The organism is Pseudomonas sp. R11F (assembly GCF_050312575.1).
Lineage (GTDB): Bacteria > Pseudomonadota > Gammaproteobacteria > Pseudomonadales > Pseudomonadaceae > Aquipseudomonas > Aquipseudomonas palleroniana.
Window position 1 is genome coordinate 1 of record NZ_JBNPJU010000004.1, and the last position, 16,599, is coordinate 16,599.

Here is a 16,599-nt window from a genome sequence, read left to right on the forward strand (position 1 = left end):
GCGTCCCCTAGGGGACTCGAACCCCTGTTACCGCCGTGAAAGGGCGGTGTCCTAGGCCACTAGACGAAGGGGACACACGTACAACATTCACTGCTCAACGCGTTTTGCTGTGTGCTTTACGCGTTAAGTGGCGCGCATTCTATGGATGGATTGAAAGGTCGTCAACCCCCAAGGATAAATTTATTAAAATCAATGACTTCGCCCTGCTTCCAGGCCCGTACGGGGATTTTTTCCGTCTGGGTGTTGGCGCCTATATTCTGACGCCCGACAAGACGTTATAGTTCGTACCCGCAAATGATGGCAATGTGCATCCATGCAGGAAATATTCTACCTATATAGAAGAATCTACCTGAGCAACTGGTCGATCAGTCCTATCCGCCAGATGGCGCAGTCACTACACTCCATTGTAAACCCAATAAAGAGGCCACACCGGTGACACCACTCATGATCACCCTGCTGGTAACAGCCGGGATCGTAATACTGATCGCCATTGGCTACATGAACCACGTGGTGGAAAACAACAAGTTGGAAAAGAAGCGCACCGAGATCGAGCTGAATGATCGGTTGCGCCGCTGCGGCGAAATCACCGAAACCTTCCCAGGCCAGTTGATGACGCCCGCGCTCAAACTGTTGCTGACCCGTCTGGAACTCAACGTCAACCAGCGCCTGTTGAACCTCAACAAATCCAGCGCACCGCTCAAGGCACGCATTACCGAGCTGAATGCGCTGATCGCCCAGGGTGAATCGATCCCCGTGGCTAACCCGCCCGCGCCGATCCAGACCGAAGCCAAGGCCAAGGACGTGCGGTTCCTGCTCGAAGCGCTGCACGGCCAAGTCACCCGTGCGGCCCAGGACGGCTTCCTGCCTACCAATGAAGCCAAGCACTGGATCAAGGAAATTCGCCATATCCTGGTGCTGCTGCATATCGAGTTCTTCAACAACCTGGGCCAGCACGCCCTGCAGCAAGGCCAGCCTGGCCAAGCGCGCCTGGCATTCGAGCGCGGCGTGCAGTACTTGCGCAAGCAGCCGGAACCGGTGGTCTACAGTGCGCAGTTGCAACTGCTGGAGTCACAGTTGGCCCGGGCCAACTCCACGGTACTGACCAACAGCAAACCCGCCGAAGACGAGGTCAACGAATTGACCGAAGGCCTGAAAGTCGTCGACGCCGACGCCGAATGGAAAAAGAAAGCCATCTACGATTGATTGTAGTGAGCGGGCTTGCCCGCTCACTACACAAGCCCAGCACAACGTGCCATCAATTTGCACCTATCCCCCTTCCCTCGACTAGCGTAAAAAAGTCCCCCTCACTCAATGAAGTTAGAGGCCCGCTATGCCCGTTGCCGTGATTGATGGACAACCGCTGCACTATCTCGACGAAGGCACCGGCCCAGCCGTCCTGCTGGGCTCCAGTTACCTGTGGGACCTCCACATGTGGGCGCCGCAGATCGAGGCCCTGTCGCAACAGTACCGAGTCATCGTCCCCGAGCTGTGGGGCCACGGTGAATCGGGGCCGTTGCCCGCCCAGACCCGCAGTCTGGACGACCTGGCGCGCCAGGCCCTGGCCCTGCTCGACCAGTTGGACATTGCCCAGGTCAACCTGGTGGGCCTGTCGGTCGGCGGCATGTGGGGTGCGCGCCTGGCATTGAGCGCACCTGAGCGGATCAACAGCCTGATGCTGATGGACACCTACCTGGGCGCAGAGCCCGAGGCCACGCGCCAGTATTATTTCTCGCTGTTCAAGATGATCGAAGACGCCGGCGCCATTCCCGAGCCATTGCTGGATGTGATCGCACCGATCTTCTTCCGCCCGGGTATCGACCGGGAATCGGCGCTGTATCAGGATTTTCGCCAGGCACTGCAGGGTTTTTCCAAAGAGCGCCTGCTGCAAAGCATCGTGCCCCTGGGCCGGCAGATCTTCAGTCGCGCCGACCTGCTGGACCAACTGCCGAAGCTGGACGCGGACACGACCTTGATCCTGTGCGGCGAGCAGGACAAACCCCGACCACCTGCCGAGTCCCAGGAAATGGCCAGGCTGATCGGCTGCGACCTGATCCTGATTCCGGAGGCCGGGCATATCTCTTGCCGGGAGAATCCGGACTTCGTCAACGAAGCCCTGCTGACCTTCCTCGCCAACAACGCCTGATCGCCCTCCTCCTTGATCGCGGCCTTCGCGCTGCGATCAAAGACGGAAATGCCCGACCATCCCCTTGAGCTCCGCGCCCAGCTGCGCCAGCTCAATGCTCGACGCCGCGTTACCCTGCATGCTCAGCGCCGACTGATCGGCACTGGCGCGGATGCTGGTGACGCTACGGTTGATCTCTTCAGCAACAGAGCTCTGCTCCTCGGCGGCGGCGGCGATCTGCTGGTTCATCTGCTGAATCAGTGACACCGCTACGGCGATACTGCCCAGCGCACTTTCGGTTTCCAGGGCATCACTGACAGCCAGCTTCACCAGCTCACCACTTTGCTGGATCTGCTGCACCGACGCCTGCGCCGCGTGGCGCAGGGTGCTGACCAGCCGCTCGATTTCCTCAGTCGATTGCTGCGTGCGCTTGGCCAGCGCCCGCACTTCATCGGCCACCACCGCAAAACCACGGCCTTGCTCACCCGCGCGGGCCGCTTCGATGGCGGCGTTGAGAGCTAGCAGATTGGTTTGCTCGGCAACGCTTTTGATCACACTCAACACGGTGCCGATATTCTGGATTTCCGCGCTCAGGCTTTCGATACTGGCGCTGGCACTGTTGCTGGAGGCGGCGAGCGACTCGATACGCTGCAAGCTCTGGCGGACCACCTGCTGGCCGCTGTCGACCTTGTCATCCGCTGTCTGCGCGGCTTGAGCCGCCTCTTCGGCGTTGCGCGCCACATCGTGTACCGTGGCCGTCATCTGGTTCATGGCCGTGGCCACCTGCTCGGTTTCCTCCTTCTGACTGCTGACTTCGACGTTGGTCTGCTCCGTCACGCTGGACAGCGAATGCGCCGAGCTGGCCAACTGTTCGATGCCCGCCTGCAGGCCACTGACCATATGGCTCAAGCCGCTGCCCATCTGCTGCATGGCTTGCATCAGCTGGCCCATTTCATCACGGCGACTGACCTCCATGCGCCCGCTCAGATCGCCTGCGGCAATCTGCTGGGCCACCGCGATCACGCTGCGCAGCGGAGCCACAATCAGCCGCGTGATGACCCAGGCCGCAATCAAGCCCACCAGCAACGCCAGGGCTGACGATCCGATAATCAGCATTGCGCTTTTCTTGAGTTGCTCCTGCATCGACTGGTCTTCGGCGGCATAGGCCTGGTTGACCCGGCTGACCACTTGCTCGGCCCGGTCATGCAACTGCTTATAGACCTGTTTTTCCTGAGCCAGCAGGCCCGTGTACTCGCCGAGCTTTTCGCTGAACGCGGCAATATGCCCGGACACTTCATTGAGTACGGTCTGGTAACCCGCATCCTTGACCGAGGTTTTCAGTTGTTCGACCTGGGCCAGGGCCTGGTCCGCCTGCTCGATCTTGCCCTGTTCGGCATCGTCGGCCTCGGCCTTGCGGCTCTGATCCAGACGTACGCGCGCTTCGTTCATGGCTTGCAACATCAGCCTGGACACCTGGCCGACCTGACCCGCCTGCTCGATAAACTCCGCGCCTTCCTTGCCTTGGCTTTCCTTGAGGCCATAAGTACCGTCATCCGCCAGCCCCGACTGCAACACGTCAAGGTTGTTGGCCACGCTGGAGACCGACCAAGTGGCCATTTCCAGGGCCAAGTCCTTGGCCTGGGTCAGCTCGACAAATTCGTCGAACGCCTTGCGATAGGCCGCCAGCGCCTGCTCGACCTCGGTCATCACCGGCACATTGGCGGCGGACCCGGCTTTGAGGGCGGCGGCCTGAGCCGCCAGGGCATCGACACTTTCATGCAAGGCGTCGACGGCCTTGGGGTCGGCGTGCAGGGCGTAGTCCTGCTCGATCAGGCGCACCTTGAACAAGCCGCTATTGAGCGAAGACATCGCCTTGAGGCCCTCGAAGCGCTGACCAACCGTTTGCAGGGACCACACACCAATGGCCGCCACGACGGCCGTCAGCAGTAGCACCAAGGCGAAACCCAGGCCCAGTTTTTTTGCCATACCGAGGTTGGCGAAACGTCGTTGCACGGCCGAAATCATTGCACTTGAGTCCTCTTGCAATGGCAGATGCCATCAAGCGTTGTTTCCATGCAGCGAGATTCGCAACCACACGCCAACGACACAAGATGCTGGCGTCGGAATAATGGCAAAAAGCTACACGCCCGTCGTTTTCAGGATGGTCGAGGTCGATCTGGCAGGCCCCATGGCGCGGAACAATGCCAATGCCCGCTGATCAGCAGCATAGGCCACATTGATGCGCAGCCAGTCACTGTGTTCACCGCCTGGGTTGAACAACGCTCCCGGCGACAGAAGCACACCGAGCCGTCGTGCGCAGGCCTGCAGATGGGAATGATCCGCCCAGCCTGGGCGTGCCCACAGGAACATACCGCCGGAAGGTACGGCAAACACCTGCCATTCTTCGTCTTCCAATACCTGCAAGGTCGAGGCCATCTGTGTATTCAGGCGTTTGCGCAGGCGTTGCACCCACTTACGGTACGTGCCGTTGGCCAGCAACGTGGCAACCACCGTTTCAGCAAAACGCGAAGTACCGAGGCCGGTCAGGGTCTTGAGGCTCGCCAATTGTGCAATGACAGAAGCACTGGCACTGAGGTAGCCCACCCGCAGGGCGCTGCTCAGGGTCTTGGAAAAACTGGAAATGTAGATCACCCGGTCATCATGGGGCAGCGCCGCAAGCCGTGTGCAGCTGGCGTGCTGCAGGTCGCCATAAACGTCTTCCTCGATGATCAGGAAATCGTCGCTGCGCGCCAATTGCAGCAAGCGTTCGGCGACCTCACGGCACAGGCTGGTACCGGTAGGGTTGTGATACAGGCTGTGGATGAACAGGCACTTGGGCCGATGGGTGCGCAGCAGCGCTTCCAGCACCGGGATATCCGGGCCACCCTGTGTACGCGGCACCTCCAGCAGCGTGACGCCATGGAACGCCAGCTGGCGATAGAGGTTGCCATACCCCGGGGTTTCGACCACCACCGTATCACCCGCCTTCAGCAAGGTACGTATGAGCAGGTCCTGGGCATGGCTGGCGCCATCGGTGGTGAGGATACGGTCGAGGCTGGTGGCGACCTTGATCCGGGTCAGGCGTTTGAGCAGTTGTTCACGCAGCGCCGGCAGCCCCAGGGGCGGGGTGTAATTGAACAGGCCGCCGGTGTCGGTACGGCTGACTTCACGTACCGCATAAATGAGGTCATCGCTCTCGCGCCAGGCATCCGGTAACCAGCCACATCCCAGTTTCAACTCACCCAGCGGCCCATCGGTATAAGCCCCCCAACCCCGCTCCGCACCTTCATACCAGTGGTTTTCATGCAGGACCGAAGGCTGGGCCACGACAAACCCCGAGCCCTGCTTCGAGACCAGCAGCCCCTGGGCCACCAGCCGATCAAATGCCTCGACCACACTGGACTGGCTCAGCAGGTTATCCAGCGCCAGTTGCCGGACAGAGGGCAGTCGAGTGCCGGGCGTAATCCCACTTGTGCGAATCCATTGCGTCACCGCGCAGACGATTTGCTGCACCACCGGTACAAGGGCTTGTCGATCGATCCCTAAATCCATGCGCCACTCACTTCAACTGTCTGTTATTCAACCCAAAACAGTTAAGCACAGAAGCCCTTGTCGCCCCGCTCTACATTGTTATTAAAGTATTGATTCTATTGACTTATTTACCTTATGACACACATTCAGCCAAGGCCAATTGCCAGCTCTGGAAAAACCTCACATCCCATCAAACCTTTTCAAATAACGGCCTGCATGGATTCCTAGATTGCCGTCGCGCCACCGTCTACCGCCAGCGCGTGGCCCGTGGTGAAAGCCGCACCATCGCTGCACAGGTATAACACCGCGCTGGCAATTTCCTCGACCTTGCCAATGCGCCCGACCGGATGCATGGCGGCGGCAAATTCCGCCTTACGCGGGTCCGCTTCGTAGGCACGGCGGAACATATCGGTATCGATCACGGCCGGGCACACGGCGTTGACGCGGATTTTCTTTTTCGCATATTCGATGGCGGCCGACTTGGTCAGGCCGATGACCGCGTGCTTGGACGCGGCATAGATGCTCATCTTCGGCGCCGCCCCCAACCCCGCGACCGATGCCGTGTTGACGATCGCCCCACCGCCCTGGGCCAGCAACAGCGGCAATTGGTACTTCATGCACAGCCACACACCTTTGACGTTGACCCCCATGATGGCGTCGAACTCATCCAGGCTGCCGTCCGCCAGCTTGCCCTTCTCGATCTCGATCCCGGCGTTGTTGAAGGCATAATCCAGGCGGCCATAGGCGGCAACGGTCTGTGCCATCAACTGCTGCACATCAGTTTCCAGCGTGACGTTGCAACGCACGAACAATGCCTCGCCGCCGGCTTGGCGGATCAGCGCGACGGTGCCCTCACCGCCGTCGACGTCGAGGTCCGCGACCACGACTTTCAAGCCTTCGGCAGCGAACGCCAGTGCGGTGGCGCGGCCAATACCGGCGGCGGCGCCGGTCACCAGGGCGACCTGGCCGGAAAACGTCATGCTCATGGGAATATCCTTTTGCAAGAAATGGCGGTGGTGCGAGTCTAGCCAACCGCCTGTACGGCGCGTCAGCACTATCAGAAGGCCGGTTGGCGCTGCATGAATCCCAGTGATAACTGCCCCAGCCTGACTATCAATCCAGCCTATCGCGGTGCATTCGCGCCACTCGGACAACCTTGCTCACCGGCCATTGAGGGTCTATCACTCAAGGTTCATTTCTAAAGAGTCCTTGCCATGACTGCCCTGACTAATCGCCAATTCCTGCTTGCCAAACGTCCGGTCGGCGCCGCCACGCGGGACACTTTTACCTACCAGCAAGTGCCGGTGGGCACACCTGGAGAAGGACAAGTGCTGGTGCGCAATGAATACCTGTCCCTGGACCCGGCGATGCGTGGCTGGATGAACGAAGGCAAGTCCTACATTCCACCCGTGGGAATCGGCGAAGTGATGCGAGCGCTGGGCGTGGGCAAGGTGATTGCGTCGAACAATCCGAAGTTTGCGGTGGGGGACTACGTGAATGGCGCGCTAGGGGTGCAGGATTACTTCCTGGGAGAACCGCGTGGGTTCTACAAAGTCGATCCGAAACTGGCTCCCCTGCCCCGTTACCTGTCAGCCCTGGGCATGACCGGCATGACCGCCTACTTCGCCTTGCTCGACACTGGCGCGCCCAAGGCCGGCGAAACCGTGGTGATCTCCGGCGCGGCCGGTGCGGTGGGCAGCATTGCCGGGCAGATCGCCAAGCTCAAAGGCTGTCGCGTGGTGGGTATCGCCGGCGGTGCCGACAAGTGCAAATTCCTGGTGGATGAGCTGGGTTTCGACGCGGCCATCGACTACAAAAACGAAGACGTCCCCGCGGCGCTCAAGCGCGAGTGCCCCAACGGGGTGGATGTGTATTTTGATAACGTCGGCGGCGACATTCTCGACGCGGTGCTCAGCCGCCTGGCCTTGAGGGCACGCGTGGTGATTTGCGGTGCAATCAGCCAGTACAACAACAAGGAAGCGGTGAAAGGCCCGGCCAACTACCTGTCATTGCTGGTCAATCGCGCACGCATGGAGGGCTTCGTGGTGATGGATCACGTGGCCAGCTTTGCCGCCGCTGGACAAGAGATGGGCGGCTGGATGGCCCAAGGCAAGCTCAAGAGCAAGGAGGACATCGTAGAGGGGCTGGAGACGTTCCCGGAGACGCTGATGAAGCTGTTCAATGGCGAGAACTTTGGGAAGTTGGTACTGAAGGTGTAGGAGCGAGCTGGCTCGCTCCTACACGGATGTATCAGGCGATTTCGGCAACCACCGCCGCCAACGCCTTCGCCGGATCAGCCGCCTGGCTGATCGGGCGACCGATCACCAGGTAATCGGAGCCCGCATCCAGAGCCTGGCGCGGGGTCAGGATACGGCGCTGGTCATCCTGGGCACTGCCCGCCGGGCGAATGCCCGGAGTGACCAGTTGCAGCGATGGGTGCGCGGTCTTCAGGGCCTGGGCTTCCAGCGCCGAACAGACCAGGCCGTCCAGGCCGGCCTTCTGCGCCAGGGCGGCCAGGCGCAGCACCTGCTCCTGAGGCTCGATATCCAGGCCGATGCCGGCCAGGTCCTCGCGCTCCATGCTGGTCAGCACGGTCACACCGATCAACAGCGGCTTGGGACCACTGCGCTGCTCCAACACTTCACGGCAGGCCGTCATCATGCGCAGGCCGCCGGAGCAGTGCACATTGACCATCCATACGCCCATTTCAGCAGCGGCTTTGACGGCCATCGCGGTAGTGTTGGGAATATCGTGGAATTTCAGGTCGAGGAATACTTCGAAGCCTTTGTCACGCAGTGTGCCGACGATTTCCGCCGCGCAACTGGTGAACAGTTCCTTGCCGACCTTGACCCGGCAAAGCTTGGGGTCCAACTGGTCAGCCAGCTTCAGTGCGGCGTCACGAGTGGGGTAATCCAGGGCGACGATGATAGGAGTCTGGCAGGCGGACATTGGAATGGGCTCTCAGGCAAGTCGAAATCGGCGCGGATTGTAGCGCAAGCAGCACCGTTGCGGGATCCGATGATCGGTAAATACTGTTCAGCCGTCCATTTCACGGCGTTTCGGGTGATTGTATCCAGCACGATACATTCCCGACATGCGCCCTACACGCCCCACGACTAGCCTCGCGCACATGACCGCCCGTCCAGCACTTCCAGCCATGGGGCTGGGCGCCTATGCTGACAGCAATGACCAGGCAGATGATCGCACCTATGCATACCCCTACCGTCTCTGTAAACGAAGAGCCAAAAGGCGCGGTGATCGCCGAAGACAAGCGCTGGAGCACCCGTGCGCTGATCGTCGATGATGACGTGCCGATTCGTGAACTGCTGATCGACTACCTGGCACGCTTCAATATTCTCGCCACCGGCGTGACCGACGGCGGCGCCATGCGCCAGGCCATGCAAGCCGAAACGTTTGACGTGGTGGTGCTCGACCTGATGCTGCCGGGCGAAGATGGCCTGTCGCTGTGCCGCTGGCTGCGCGCCGAATCGGACATCCCGATCCTGATGCTCACCGCCCGCTGCGAACCGACCGACCGCATCATCGGCCTGGAACTGGGCGCCGACGACTATATGGCCAAGCCGTTCGAGCCGCGTGAACTGGTGGCACGCATCCAGACCATTTTGCGCCGTGTACGCGATGACCGCACCGAGCAACGCGCCAATATCCGCTTCGACAACTGGCGCTTGAACAGCGTGTTGCGCCAACTGGTGGCCGACGACGGCCTGGTGGTGCCGCTGTCCAATGCCGAGTTCCGCCTGCTGTGGGTGTTTATCGAACGCCCCCGCCGGGTGCTCAGCCGCGAACAATTGCTGGACGCGGCCCGCGGCCGGTCCATCGAAGCCTTCGATCGCAGCATCGACTTGCTGGTCTCGCGCCTGCGGCAAAAACTCGGGGATGATCCGAAAGCCCCGCAACTGATCAAAACCGTACGTGGCGAAGGCTACCTTTTCGACGCCCGGGACATCGGTTGATGCGTGCCACCTTCAATACGTTGTTCGGCAGGTTGTTCGGTGTATTGCTGGTGGCTATTGTGTTGGCGCATGTGCTGGCGTTCTTTTGGTTTCACCACTACGGCCCGCCGCCACCGCCGCCCCAGGAGACCTTCGTCGAGCAGCCGGACGGTACGATGAAGCCCCTGCGCAAGCACCATCGCCCCTGGTTCGGCGGCCCGGTGGTGCCGCTGACCTTCCAGTTCATCTCGCTGATCATCGCCGCCTGGTACGGCGCGAAGCTGCTGAGCCGGCCGATCCAGCGCCTGAGTGCGGCGGCTGAGCGCTTGAGCGTCGACCTCGACAGCCCGCCTCTCAACGAGTCCGGGCCACGAGAGGCACGCCAGGCCGCATCGACCTTCAACATGATGCAAAAGCGCATCCGCGAGCAGGTCAGCCAGCGCGCACGCATGCTCGGTGCGGTCTCCCACGACCTGCGTACCCCGCTGTCACGCCTCAAGCTGCGCCTGGAGCAGATCGAAGACACCAAATTGCAAGGCCAGATGCGCCAGGACCTGGACGACATGATCGGCATGCTCGACGCGACCTTAAGCTACCTGCACGAACAGCGTACCAGCGAAACCCGGCACTGGCTCGACGTACAGGCGCTGGTCGAGTCCCTCAGCGAAAACGCCCAGGACCAAGGCTCCGACGTGCAGTTCGCCGGCACCTGTGCGCCGTTGCAGGTACAGCCGATGGCCCTGCGTTCGTGCCTGAACAACCTGATCGACAACGCCCTGCGCTATGCCGGCACCGCACGCGTGGAGTTGGCGGACAGCCGCGAGGCCCTGGTGATCCGTGTGATCGACCACGGCCCTGGGATCGCGGCCGACAAGCGCGAGGCGGTCTTCGAACCGTTCTTTCGCCTGGAGGGCTCGCGCAACCGCAACTCCGGCGGGGTCGGCCTGGGCATGACGATTGCCAAGGAAGCGGTGGAGCGGCTCGGCGGCCACCTCAGCCTGGAAGACACACCAGGCGGTGGCTTGACCGCCGTAATGTGGTTGCCGAGGATTTAACGGGGGTTGTCTTCGCGACGCCCCTGGGCCTGGGTCGCACTCCAATCCGTCAGCAGGCTGTAGGCCACCGCCAGTAAGGTCGGGCCGATGAACAGGCCGATGAAACCAAACGCAATCAAGCCGCCGAACACCCCCAGCAGCACAATCACCAGTGGCAGGTTGCCGCCTCGACTGATCAGGTACGGCTTGAGTACGTTGTCCACGCCGCTGATGATGAACGTGCCCCACACCCCGAGGAACACCGCGTAGGTGTAATCGCCTTTCCAGGCCAGCCACGCGGTCGCCGGAATCCACACCAGCGGTGGCCCCATGGGAATCAGACTGAGCAGGAACGTGACGATGCCCAGCACCAGCGCGCCAGGCACGCCGGCGATCAGGAAACCGATCAGCGCCAGCAAGGCTTGAGCCGCGGCGGTGCCGATCACGCCGTTGACCACCCGTTGCACGGTGCCCGCCACCAGTTCGATGTAGTAACCGGCCCGCTCGCCGATCAAACGCTCCAGCAGACGATGCACGAACACCGCCAGCCGAGGCCCGTCACGGTAGAAGAAGAACACGAACACCAGGCTGAGGGTCAACTCAAGGATGCCGCCGCCGATCTGCGCGCTGCGCGCCAGCAGCCAATTGCCGACCTGGCCCAGATAAGGCTTGATGCTGACCATCAGCGCCGCGCCCTGCTGGTCGATGCTGTCCCAGGCCGCCACCAGGCGATCGCCGACAAAGGGGATTGAGTTCAGCCAAGCGGGTGCTGCCGGCAGGCCGTCGACCTGGATATCCTTGATCAGGCCCACCGCATCACGCACATGGTCGGCCAGGTTGAAGCCCAGCCACACCAGCGGCACCGCCACCAACAGCATCCAGCACAGGGTCAAGATGCCGGCAGCCAGGGATTCGCGGCCCCCCAGCCAGCGGGTGAGCAAACGCATCAGCGGCCAGCTGGCGAACGCCAGCACTGCGCCCCAGAACAGCGCCGACCAGAATGGCGCCATCACCCAGAAGCTGGCACCAAACAGCACCAGCAGCAGGATTTGCACCAGCAGGCGATCGTTATTGAGCATCGGGTATCTCGAGAATAAGGCTGTAGGAGGAGAGCTTAGGCGAACGGCGCGGGTCCGTTCGCCTGGTGACGGTCAGCGTATCAGATGCAGGTGCAAACCCTTAGCGTCACCGGTGCCGGTTTCCATGCGCGCGGCGCGCACACCGCTGTCGATCAGGCCCTGGCGCCAGGCTTCGGCCGTTGGCCCGGTCAAACTGACACGCAAGGTGGCGTCCAGGTTCAAGCCACGCGAGATCAAGGTGATCCAGGCCGGATCGGGTTCGCTCCCCAGTGCAGGGAAATCCAGCTCGCCGGTGCTTTTCAGCTCACGAAGCAAGGTTGCCGAAGTGGGCAGCAAGTCACCCAGGGGCGCACTGGCGTCCAGCTGTTCCACATGCAGATAGGCACGACGGTTGCCCCGAGTGATGCCGTACAGCGCCACCAGGGAGTTGTCCTGCGGCGCCGCCAGCCGTAACAGCAGGTATTCCTGCTGGCCATCGGCGCCGACCAGCTTGGCATTGCCGAACACTTCATTGGCCCACAGGCTGCTTTCACCGCAATCGCGGGCCTGGCACCAGAACAACAGCTGCGCGCCCTTGGCCTGCAACGCTTCGCGGGTCGCGGTAAAGGCGGCGCTGGAGGTGTGCTCGGCGGGCAGTTCATAGGTAATCGCAGTGGCTTGGCCACGCGCGGTGGCTTGGCCCTCGTAGCGCAACTGGCCGCTGATCTTGCGGATCGCCCCCATGGGGTAGATGCGCTCCCTGGCTTCAGCGGGGCGGTAATCGACGATCTGCGCGTCGACCTGGCGGGACACTGCCGGCAGATCCTGGCTGCCCGGCACATCGGCGGCGAACACCAAGGGGCTGAAGCAGCACAGCCCGAGGGCACGTATACATCCTTCACGCAGGCTCATCGGATGATTGAGCCCTGGCCATTGGAGGTCGCAGCAGTTTCAAGTTGGTTCATGGTTGACTCCCTTTCAATCCGCCCAGCCTCGGCAGTTGACCCCGCCAAGTCAAGGCGTGGAGAAGAACCGATTGAAACAGTCTGCAACAAGAGCCGCACCGGGCTCATCGTTCAGGTGCAAATGATGGCCCCCCGGCAGCGTGGTCACCGTAAAGGGTAGCTGAGAAAGCAATTCGGAATGTTTCGCCAACATGCCGTCAGCCGCGACCACCAACTGTGCAGGACAAGCCACACGTTGCACGAAAGCCATCGCCTGCTCATTGGTCAGTCGTATCGGCGAAGCCAGGGTCAATCGGCTGTCGGTGCGCCAGGTGTAGCCGCCCGGCACGGGCATCAAACCGCGCTGGGCCAGCCATTCGGCGGCCTCGCGACTGACTGCGACCAAACCTTTCATCCGCGCTTCAACCGCCCGGTCCAGGGTGCTGTAGACCGGCTTGCGCTTGCCCTGCAGGTTCAATTGCGCCTGCAACGCCATGCCCAATCGCTCGGCCGCGTTTTCACCGGTGGCGGTCGGCGGGATCACGCCGTCGATCAATCCCAGGTGCGTCACCCGCTCCGGCAAGGCGCCTGCGAGCACCAAGGAGACGATGGCGCCGAGGGAATGGCCAAGTAATGCAAAACGTTTCCAACCCAACTGTTCGGCGACTTGCAGCACGTCAAACACGTAATCCCACAAGGCATAGCCGGCCCCCGCAGGACGGTGCGCCGAATGACCGTGCCCCGCCATATCCAGCGCGACGATGCGCAAGCCCTGCAGTTTCGGCGCCAGCCGCGCAAAGCTGTTGGCGTTGTCCAGCCAGCCATGCAGGGCAATCACCGGCAGACCGTCTTCGGGGCCGAATAGATGCGCCGCCAACTCGATATGCGGCAAGCTGAGGCGAACCTCTTCGACCGGCGTACTCATGCGCAGCTGCGCTCACGGGCTTCCCAGCGGGAGAACAGGTTCTTGATCAAGGCCGCTGTGTCCTGCGGCCGCTCCAGGGGAAACATGTGCCCGCCGGGCATGGTGAGCATTTCGCCCATGGGCAGGCGGTCAACCCCACTGGCATGGTGACGCATCACGACCCGGCTCTGGCGTCCACGCACCACCGCCAGCGGCACCTTCAACTGGCGCACCTGACCCGGGCTGGTGTGGGGCACGCCTCGATAAATGCTGATTTCGGTGGCGGGGTCGAAGCGCAGGCGCAAGCGATCGCCCACCTGTTGCAGGCCATGCTGCAGGTAGGCATCAAAACAGTCAGGGTCGAACCCGCGAAACAGGGTTTTACCGGCGAAGTAGCTGCGCGCGGCGTCCAGGTCGCTGAACTCTTCACGCCGGCCCAGGGTGCGCCCGGCCGGGGTCAGGCGATCGATGAACCCCAAGCGCTTGGCCGCGCGGATCACCCAGCGGTCGGCACGCGTCAGCACCGGCGAATCCAACATCACCACACCGCGATACAACTGCGGGCAACGCATGGCCGCGTGCAGGTGCAACACACCACCTAGAGAGTGCCCGACACCCCACACCGGCTGCGGTTGCTGCTCCAAGTGGTGGATCAACTCGTCCACCAGGTTGCGCCAGTTGTCATCCACTGGAAATCGCGGGTCGTGGCCGTGCTGCGGCAAGTGAGCCACCGTATATTCCGGGGCCAGGGCGGCAAACAACTTGCCGTAGGTGGCCGAAGGAAAACCATTGGCGTGGGCAAAAAACACGTGCTGCGACATACCGGACTCATCTACAGAAACAGAAGTGGATTGTCACCAGCCCCAAGCCGTACAGCAATGACTGTAACTGCCAGGAATGATGACACTCACGCCATGTCTATCGCACCGGCGGGTTCTCGCCCAGCGGCACCACGGCCATGGTCAGGCGCGAGACGCAATTGGTCTTGCCATCATCGGCCGTCAGGCGGATGTCCCACACCTGGGTCGTACGGCCGATATGGATGGCCCGCGCCACCGCCGTCACTCGCCCGCTGCGCACGCCGCGCAAGTGGTTGGCATTGATCTCAAGGCCCACGCAATAGAATTTGCTCGGATCGATGCACAGGTAGGCCGCCATGGAGCCGATACTCTCCGCCAGCACCACCGACGCGCCGCCGTGCAGCAGGCCGTAAGGCTGATGGGTGCGGTGGTCGACCACCATGCTGGCGGTGAGTGACTCGTCGTCGAAGCTTTCGAAACGAATATCCAGCAACTCACCGATGGTGTTTTTCTGCAGGCTGTTGAGTTGCTCGATATTGGGTTGGGTGCGCCACAAGCTCATAGCAGTGTCCTTATTGATTTTATTACGCCCCTAATCCTGCCACAGAATCGATTCGCCGCGCTCGCTCCAAACATGCAATTGAGCACCATAGGTCGATTCGATCACACTGCGCTTGATCTTCAGGGTCGGGGTCAGGAAACCGTTTTCGACGGACCAACTGTCTTTGACCACCACCAGTTGGCGCAGACGCTCAGGCTTGTCCAGCGCCTGGTTGACCTGTTCCAGCCAGCGTTCCAGGCTATCGCGCAGGGCCTGGCGCTCCTCGCCCGTCGCCGCGAGTACGCATAAGCCTATCGGCGCGCTCAGCCCTTCGCCGACCACGCACACCTGCTCGATGCGTGGATGTTCCGCCAGGCGGTTTTCAATCGGCGCCGGAGCCACGTACTTCCCCTTGCTGGTCTTGAAGATCTCCTTGAGCCGCCCGGTCAGGCGCAAGCGGCCGGCCGCGTCCTGCTCACCCTTGTCGCCGGTGCGCAGAAAACCATCATTGGTGAGAGCCTCGGCGGTTTTCTGCGCGTCCTTGAAGTAGCCGAGCATGGTCGCGCCGCTGCGCACCTGCACTTCGCCCAACGGGTCGATGCGCACTTCCACCCCAGGGCATGGCAGGCCGATCCAGCCCAGTGTCTGTTGCCCGGGGCGGCATACGTGGGAATAGCCGCAGCTTTCCGTCATGCCGTACACCTCCAGCACATCCAGCCCCAGGCGCTGATACCAACGCAGCAACGCCTCAGGCACCGGCGCCGCACCGGATAGCGCAATACGCAGGGCGTCCAGGCCCAGACCCGACAGCACCTTGCGGCCTACAGATGGCCCGATGAAAGGCAGGCGCAACAGCCGGTCCAGACGCTTTTGTGAAACCTTGCCGTACACCCCCATCTGGAGCTTGGTCCAGATCCTCGGCACCCCGAACAGCGCTGTCGGCCGCGCCCGGCGCAGGTCGGTCAGAAAGGTCTCAAGGCTTTCAGCGAAAAATACCGTTTGCCCGGTATAAATTGACGCCAGTTCGACGAACATGCGCTCCGCCACGTGGCACAACGGCAGGTACGACAGCAGCCGGTCGTCCTCCCCCAGGCCAAACAACTCGGTGCCACGGGAGGCGGCAAAGCCCAAGGCGCCGAAGGTTTGCATCACCCCCTTGGGCAAGCCGGTGGTGCCGGAGGTATAAATGATCGTGGCCAAGCGGTCGGCTTCGGGCTCGGGGTTATCTTGAATGGGTGAACAGGCCAGCAGATCGGCCCAAGTGAAATCGAAGTCGCCGGCCGAGGCCAGCGGCAGACGGACAGTCGACAAACCGGCCGGGATACCGGGCGCCATGGCCGGCCAGTCGTCCAACTTGCCGATCAACACCAATGCCGCCTCGGAATGGGTCAGCACATGGGCCACGGAGTCGGCCGTCAGGTTGGGGTACAACGGTACCGAGACATGCCCGGCCATCCAGATCGCCAGGTCGGCGATGATCCAGTGCGCACAGTTTTTCGAGATCAGGGCAATGTGCGAGCCTTGCGGCAACGCCCGAGCACGCAGCCAGTGTGCGACGCACCGGGCCTGATGGCCGACGTCGCCCCAGGTCAGGGTTTGCACCTCGCCCCCGCCGATGGGCTGCACGAGAAAGGGTTTGCGCGGATGCCGAGCTTCACGTTCGAAGAAGACCTGCAACGGCAAACGAAAAGCGACTGGCATGGGACGCGCTC

The 16,599-nt window shown here is 61.9% G+C and carries 15 protein-coding genes, 1 tRNA gene and 1 pseudogene; 5 read left to right on the forward strand and 12 right to left on the reverse strand.

The annotated features are described in order from the left end of the window. Nucleotide 1: 1 nt before the first annotated feature. A tRNA-Glu gene (locus ACQRBV_RS00230) sits at nt 2–74 on the reverse strand. A gap of 370 nt (nt 75–444) precedes the next feature. Between ACQRBV_RS00230 and ACQRBV_RS00235 the strand changes: the two genes are divergently transcribed. Then, nucleotides 445–1,203, forward strand: a complete 759-nt coding sequence (locus tag ACQRBV_RS00235; RefSeq protein ID WP_081087098.1) for a hypothetical protein — start codon at nt 445–447, stop codon at nt 1,201–1,203. 127 nt (nt 1,204–1,330) lie between these two features. Continuing rightward, the gene (locus tag ACQRBV_RS00240; protein WP_411984566.1) at nt 1,331–2,143 is read left to right on the forward strand and encodes an alpha/beta fold hydrolase; all 813 of its coding nucleotides are present in this window, start codon (nt 1,331–1,333) and stop codon (nt 2,141–2,143) included. 36 nt (nt 2,144–2,179) lie between these two features. Here ACQRBV_RS00240 and ACQRBV_RS00245 read toward each other — a convergent pair whose 3' ends face one another. The 4 genes and pseudogenes from ACQRBV_RS00245 to ACQRBV_RS00260 form a co-directional block, all read right to left on the reverse strand. Then, on the reverse strand, nt 2,180–3,061 hold the full coding sequence (locus tag ACQRBV_RS00245) for a methyl-accepting chemotaxis protein (RefSeq protein WP_412047684.1): 882 nt from the start codon (nt 3,059–3,061) through the stop codon (nt 2,180–2,182). Further along, nucleotides 3,041–4,147: pseudogene (locus tag ACQRBV_RS00250) on the reverse strand (HAMP domain-containing protein); the annotation flags it as partial. The pseudogene ACQRBV_RS00250 and the gene ACQRBV_RS00245, both read right to left, overlap by 21 nt. Before the next feature lie 114 nt (nt 4,148–4,261). Then, the gene (locus ACQRBV_RS00255; RefSeq protein WP_411984565.1) at nt 4,262–5,674 is read right to left on the reverse strand and encodes a PLP-dependent aminotransferase family protein; all 1,413 of its coding nucleotides are present in this window, start codon (nt 5,672–5,674) and stop codon (nt 4,262–4,264) included. Nucleotides 5,675–5,877: 203 nt separating this feature from the next. Next, nucleotides 5,878–6,639 carry an SDR family oxidoreductase gene (locus ACQRBV_RS00260; protein WP_090365932.1) on the reverse strand — a complete coding sequence of 254 codons (762 nt, stop codon included), beginning with the start codon at nt 6,637–6,639 and terminating at the stop codon, nt 5,878–5,880. A 228-nt stretch (nt 6,640–6,867) separates the two neighbouring features. On the opposite strand from ACQRBV_RS00260, the gene ACQRBV_RS00265 reads away from it, so the two are divergent. Then, nucleotides 6,868–7,872 (forward strand): NADP-dependent oxidoreductase, encoded by a 1,005-nt coding sequence (locus ACQRBV_RS00265; protein WP_411984564.1) that lies wholly within the window; start codon nt 6,868–6,870, stop codon nt 7,870–7,872. Between the two features lie 31 nt (nt 7,873–7,903). Here ACQRBV_RS00265 and pyrF read toward each other — a convergent pair whose 3' ends face one another. Next, the gene (pyrF, locus tag ACQRBV_RS00270) at nt 7,904–8,602 is read right to left on the reverse strand and encodes an orotidine-5'-phosphate decarboxylase (protein WP_060754493.1); all 699 of its coding nucleotides are present in this window, start codon (nt 8,600–8,602) and stop codon (nt 7,904–7,906) included. A gap of 248 nt (nt 8,603–8,850) precedes the next feature. Between pyrF and ACQRBV_RS00275 the strand changes: the two genes are divergently transcribed. Together ACQRBV_RS00275 and ACQRBV_RS00280 are read left to right on the forward strand one after the other, a co-directional pair. After that, the gene (locus ACQRBV_RS00275; protein WP_060754494.1) at nt 8,851–9,627 is read left to right on the forward strand and encodes a response regulator; all 777 of its coding nucleotides are present in this window, start codon (nt 8,851–8,853) and stop codon (nt 9,625–9,627) included. After that, complete coding sequence (locus ACQRBV_RS00280; protein WP_060754495.1) at nt 9,627–10,661, forward strand: ATP-binding protein; 1,035 nt, start codon at nt 9,627–9,629, stop codon at nt 10,659–10,661. Before ACQRBV_RS00275 ends, ACQRBV_RS00280 begins: the two co-directional genes overlap by 1 nt. Here ACQRBV_RS00280 and ACQRBV_RS00285 read toward each other — a convergent pair. The 6 genes from ACQRBV_RS00285 to ACQRBV_RS00310 all read right to left on the reverse strand — a co-directional run bounded on the left by ACQRBV_RS00285 (nt 10,658) and on the right by ACQRBV_RS00310 (nt 16,588). After that, entirely contained in the window at nt 10,658–11,719 is a 1,062-nt protein-coding gene (locus ACQRBV_RS00285; RefSeq protein ID WP_411984563.1) for an AI-2E family transporter, read from the reverse strand. The two genes, ACQRBV_RS00280 and ACQRBV_RS00285, sit on opposite strands and share 4 nt — an antisense overlap. A gap of 72 nt (nt 11,720–11,791) precedes the next feature. Continuing rightward, nucleotides 11,792–12,610, reverse strand: a complete 819-nt coding sequence (locus ACQRBV_RS00290; protein ID WP_060754497.1) for a DUF4892 domain-containing protein — start codon at nt 12,608–12,610, stop codon at nt 11,792–11,794. A gap of 102 nt (nt 12,611–12,712) precedes the next feature. After that, nucleotides 12,713–13,567 (reverse strand): alpha/beta hydrolase, encoded by an 855-nt coding sequence (locus ACQRBV_RS00295; RefSeq protein ID WP_090365938.1) that lies wholly within the window; start codon nt 13,565–13,567, stop codon nt 12,713–12,715. Then, nucleotides 13,564–14,367 (reverse strand): alpha/beta fold hydrolase, encoded by an 804-nt coding sequence (locus tag ACQRBV_RS00300; RefSeq protein WP_060754499.1) that lies wholly within the window; start codon nt 14,365–14,367, stop codon nt 13,564–13,566. The genes ACQRBV_RS00295 and ACQRBV_RS00300 overlap by 4 nt, the downstream gene beginning before the upstream one ends. A 97-nt stretch (nt 14,368–14,464) precedes the next feature. Beyond that, the gene (locus ACQRBV_RS00305; protein ID WP_060754500.1) at nt 14,465–14,908 is read right to left on the reverse strand and encodes a hotdog fold thioesterase; all 444 of its coding nucleotides are present in this window, start codon (nt 14,906–14,908) and stop codon (nt 14,465–14,467) included. 30 nt (nt 14,909–14,938) lie between these two features. Further along, the gene (locus ACQRBV_RS00310) at nt 14,939–16,588 is read right to left on the reverse strand and encodes an AMP-binding protein (protein ID WP_411984562.1); all 1,650 of its coding nucleotides are present in this window, start codon (nt 16,586–16,588) and stop codon (nt 14,939–14,941) included. Between the last annotated feature and the right edge of the window lie 11 nt (nt 16,589–16,599).

What these genes read in the sequence shown, in the direction of transcription:
- ACQRBV_RS00235 (WP_081087098.1), top strand. Translation starts at nt 445, where the DNA reads ATGATCACCCTGCTGGTAACAGCCGGGATCGTAATACTGATCGCCATT.
- ACQRBV_RS00240 (WP_411984566.1), top strand. Translation starts at nt 1,331, where the DNA reads ATGCCCGTTGCCGTGATTGATGGACAACCGCTGCACTATCTCGACGAA.
- ACQRBV_RS00245 (WP_412047684.1), bottom strand. Translation starts at nt 3,061, where the DNA reads ATGCAAGCCATGCAGCAGATGGGCAGCGGCTTGAGCCATATGGTCAGT.
- ACQRBV_RS00255 (WP_411984565.1), bottom strand. Translation starts at nt 5,674, where the DNA reads ATGGATTTAGGGATCGATCGACAAGCCCTTGTACCGGTGGTGCAGCAA.
- ACQRBV_RS00260 (WP_090365932.1), bottom strand. Translation starts at nt 6,639, where the DNA reads ATGAGCATGACGTTTTCCGGCCAGGTCGCCCTGGTGACCGGCGCCGCC.
- ACQRBV_RS00265 (WP_411984564.1), top strand. Translation starts at nt 6,868, where the DNA reads ATGACTGCCCTGACTAATCGCCAATTCCTGCTTGCCAAACGTCCGGTC.
- pyrF (WP_060754493.1), bottom strand. Translation starts at nt 8,602, where the DNA reads ATGTCCGCCTGCCAGACTCCTATCATCGTCGCCCTGGATTACCCCACT.
- ACQRBV_RS00275 (WP_060754494.1), top strand. Translation starts at nt 8,851, where the DNA reads ATGATCGCACCTATGCATACCCCTACCGTCTCTGTAAACGAAGAGCCA.
- ACQRBV_RS00280 (WP_060754495.1), top strand. Translation starts at nt 9,627, where the DNA reads ATGCGTGCCACCTTCAATACGTTGTTCGGCAGGTTGTTCGGTGTATTG.
- ACQRBV_RS00285 (WP_411984563.1), bottom strand. Translation starts at nt 11,719, where the DNA reads ATGCTCAATAACGATCGCCTGCTGGTGCAAATCCTGCTGCTGGTGCTG.
- ACQRBV_RS00290 (WP_060754497.1), bottom strand. Translation starts at nt 12,610, where the DNA reads ATGAGCCTGCGTGAAGGATGTATACGTGCCCTCGGGCTGTGCTGCTTC.
- ACQRBV_RS00295 (WP_090365938.1), bottom strand. Translation starts at nt 13,567, where the DNA reads ATGAGTACGCCGGTCGAAGAGGTTCGCCTCAGCTTGCCGCATATCGAG.
- ACQRBV_RS00300 (WP_060754499.1), bottom strand. Translation starts at nt 14,367, where the DNA reads ATGTCGCAGCACGTGTTTTTTGCCCACGCCAATGGTTTTCCTTCGGCC.
- ACQRBV_RS00305 (WP_060754500.1), bottom strand. Translation starts at nt 14,908, where the DNA reads ATGAGCTTGTGGCGCACCCAACCCAATATCGAGCAACTCAACAGCCTG.
- ACQRBV_RS00310 (WP_411984562.1), bottom strand. Translation starts at nt 16,588, where the DNA reads ATGCCAGTCGCTTTTCGTTTGCCGTTGCAGGTCTTCTTCGAACGTGAA.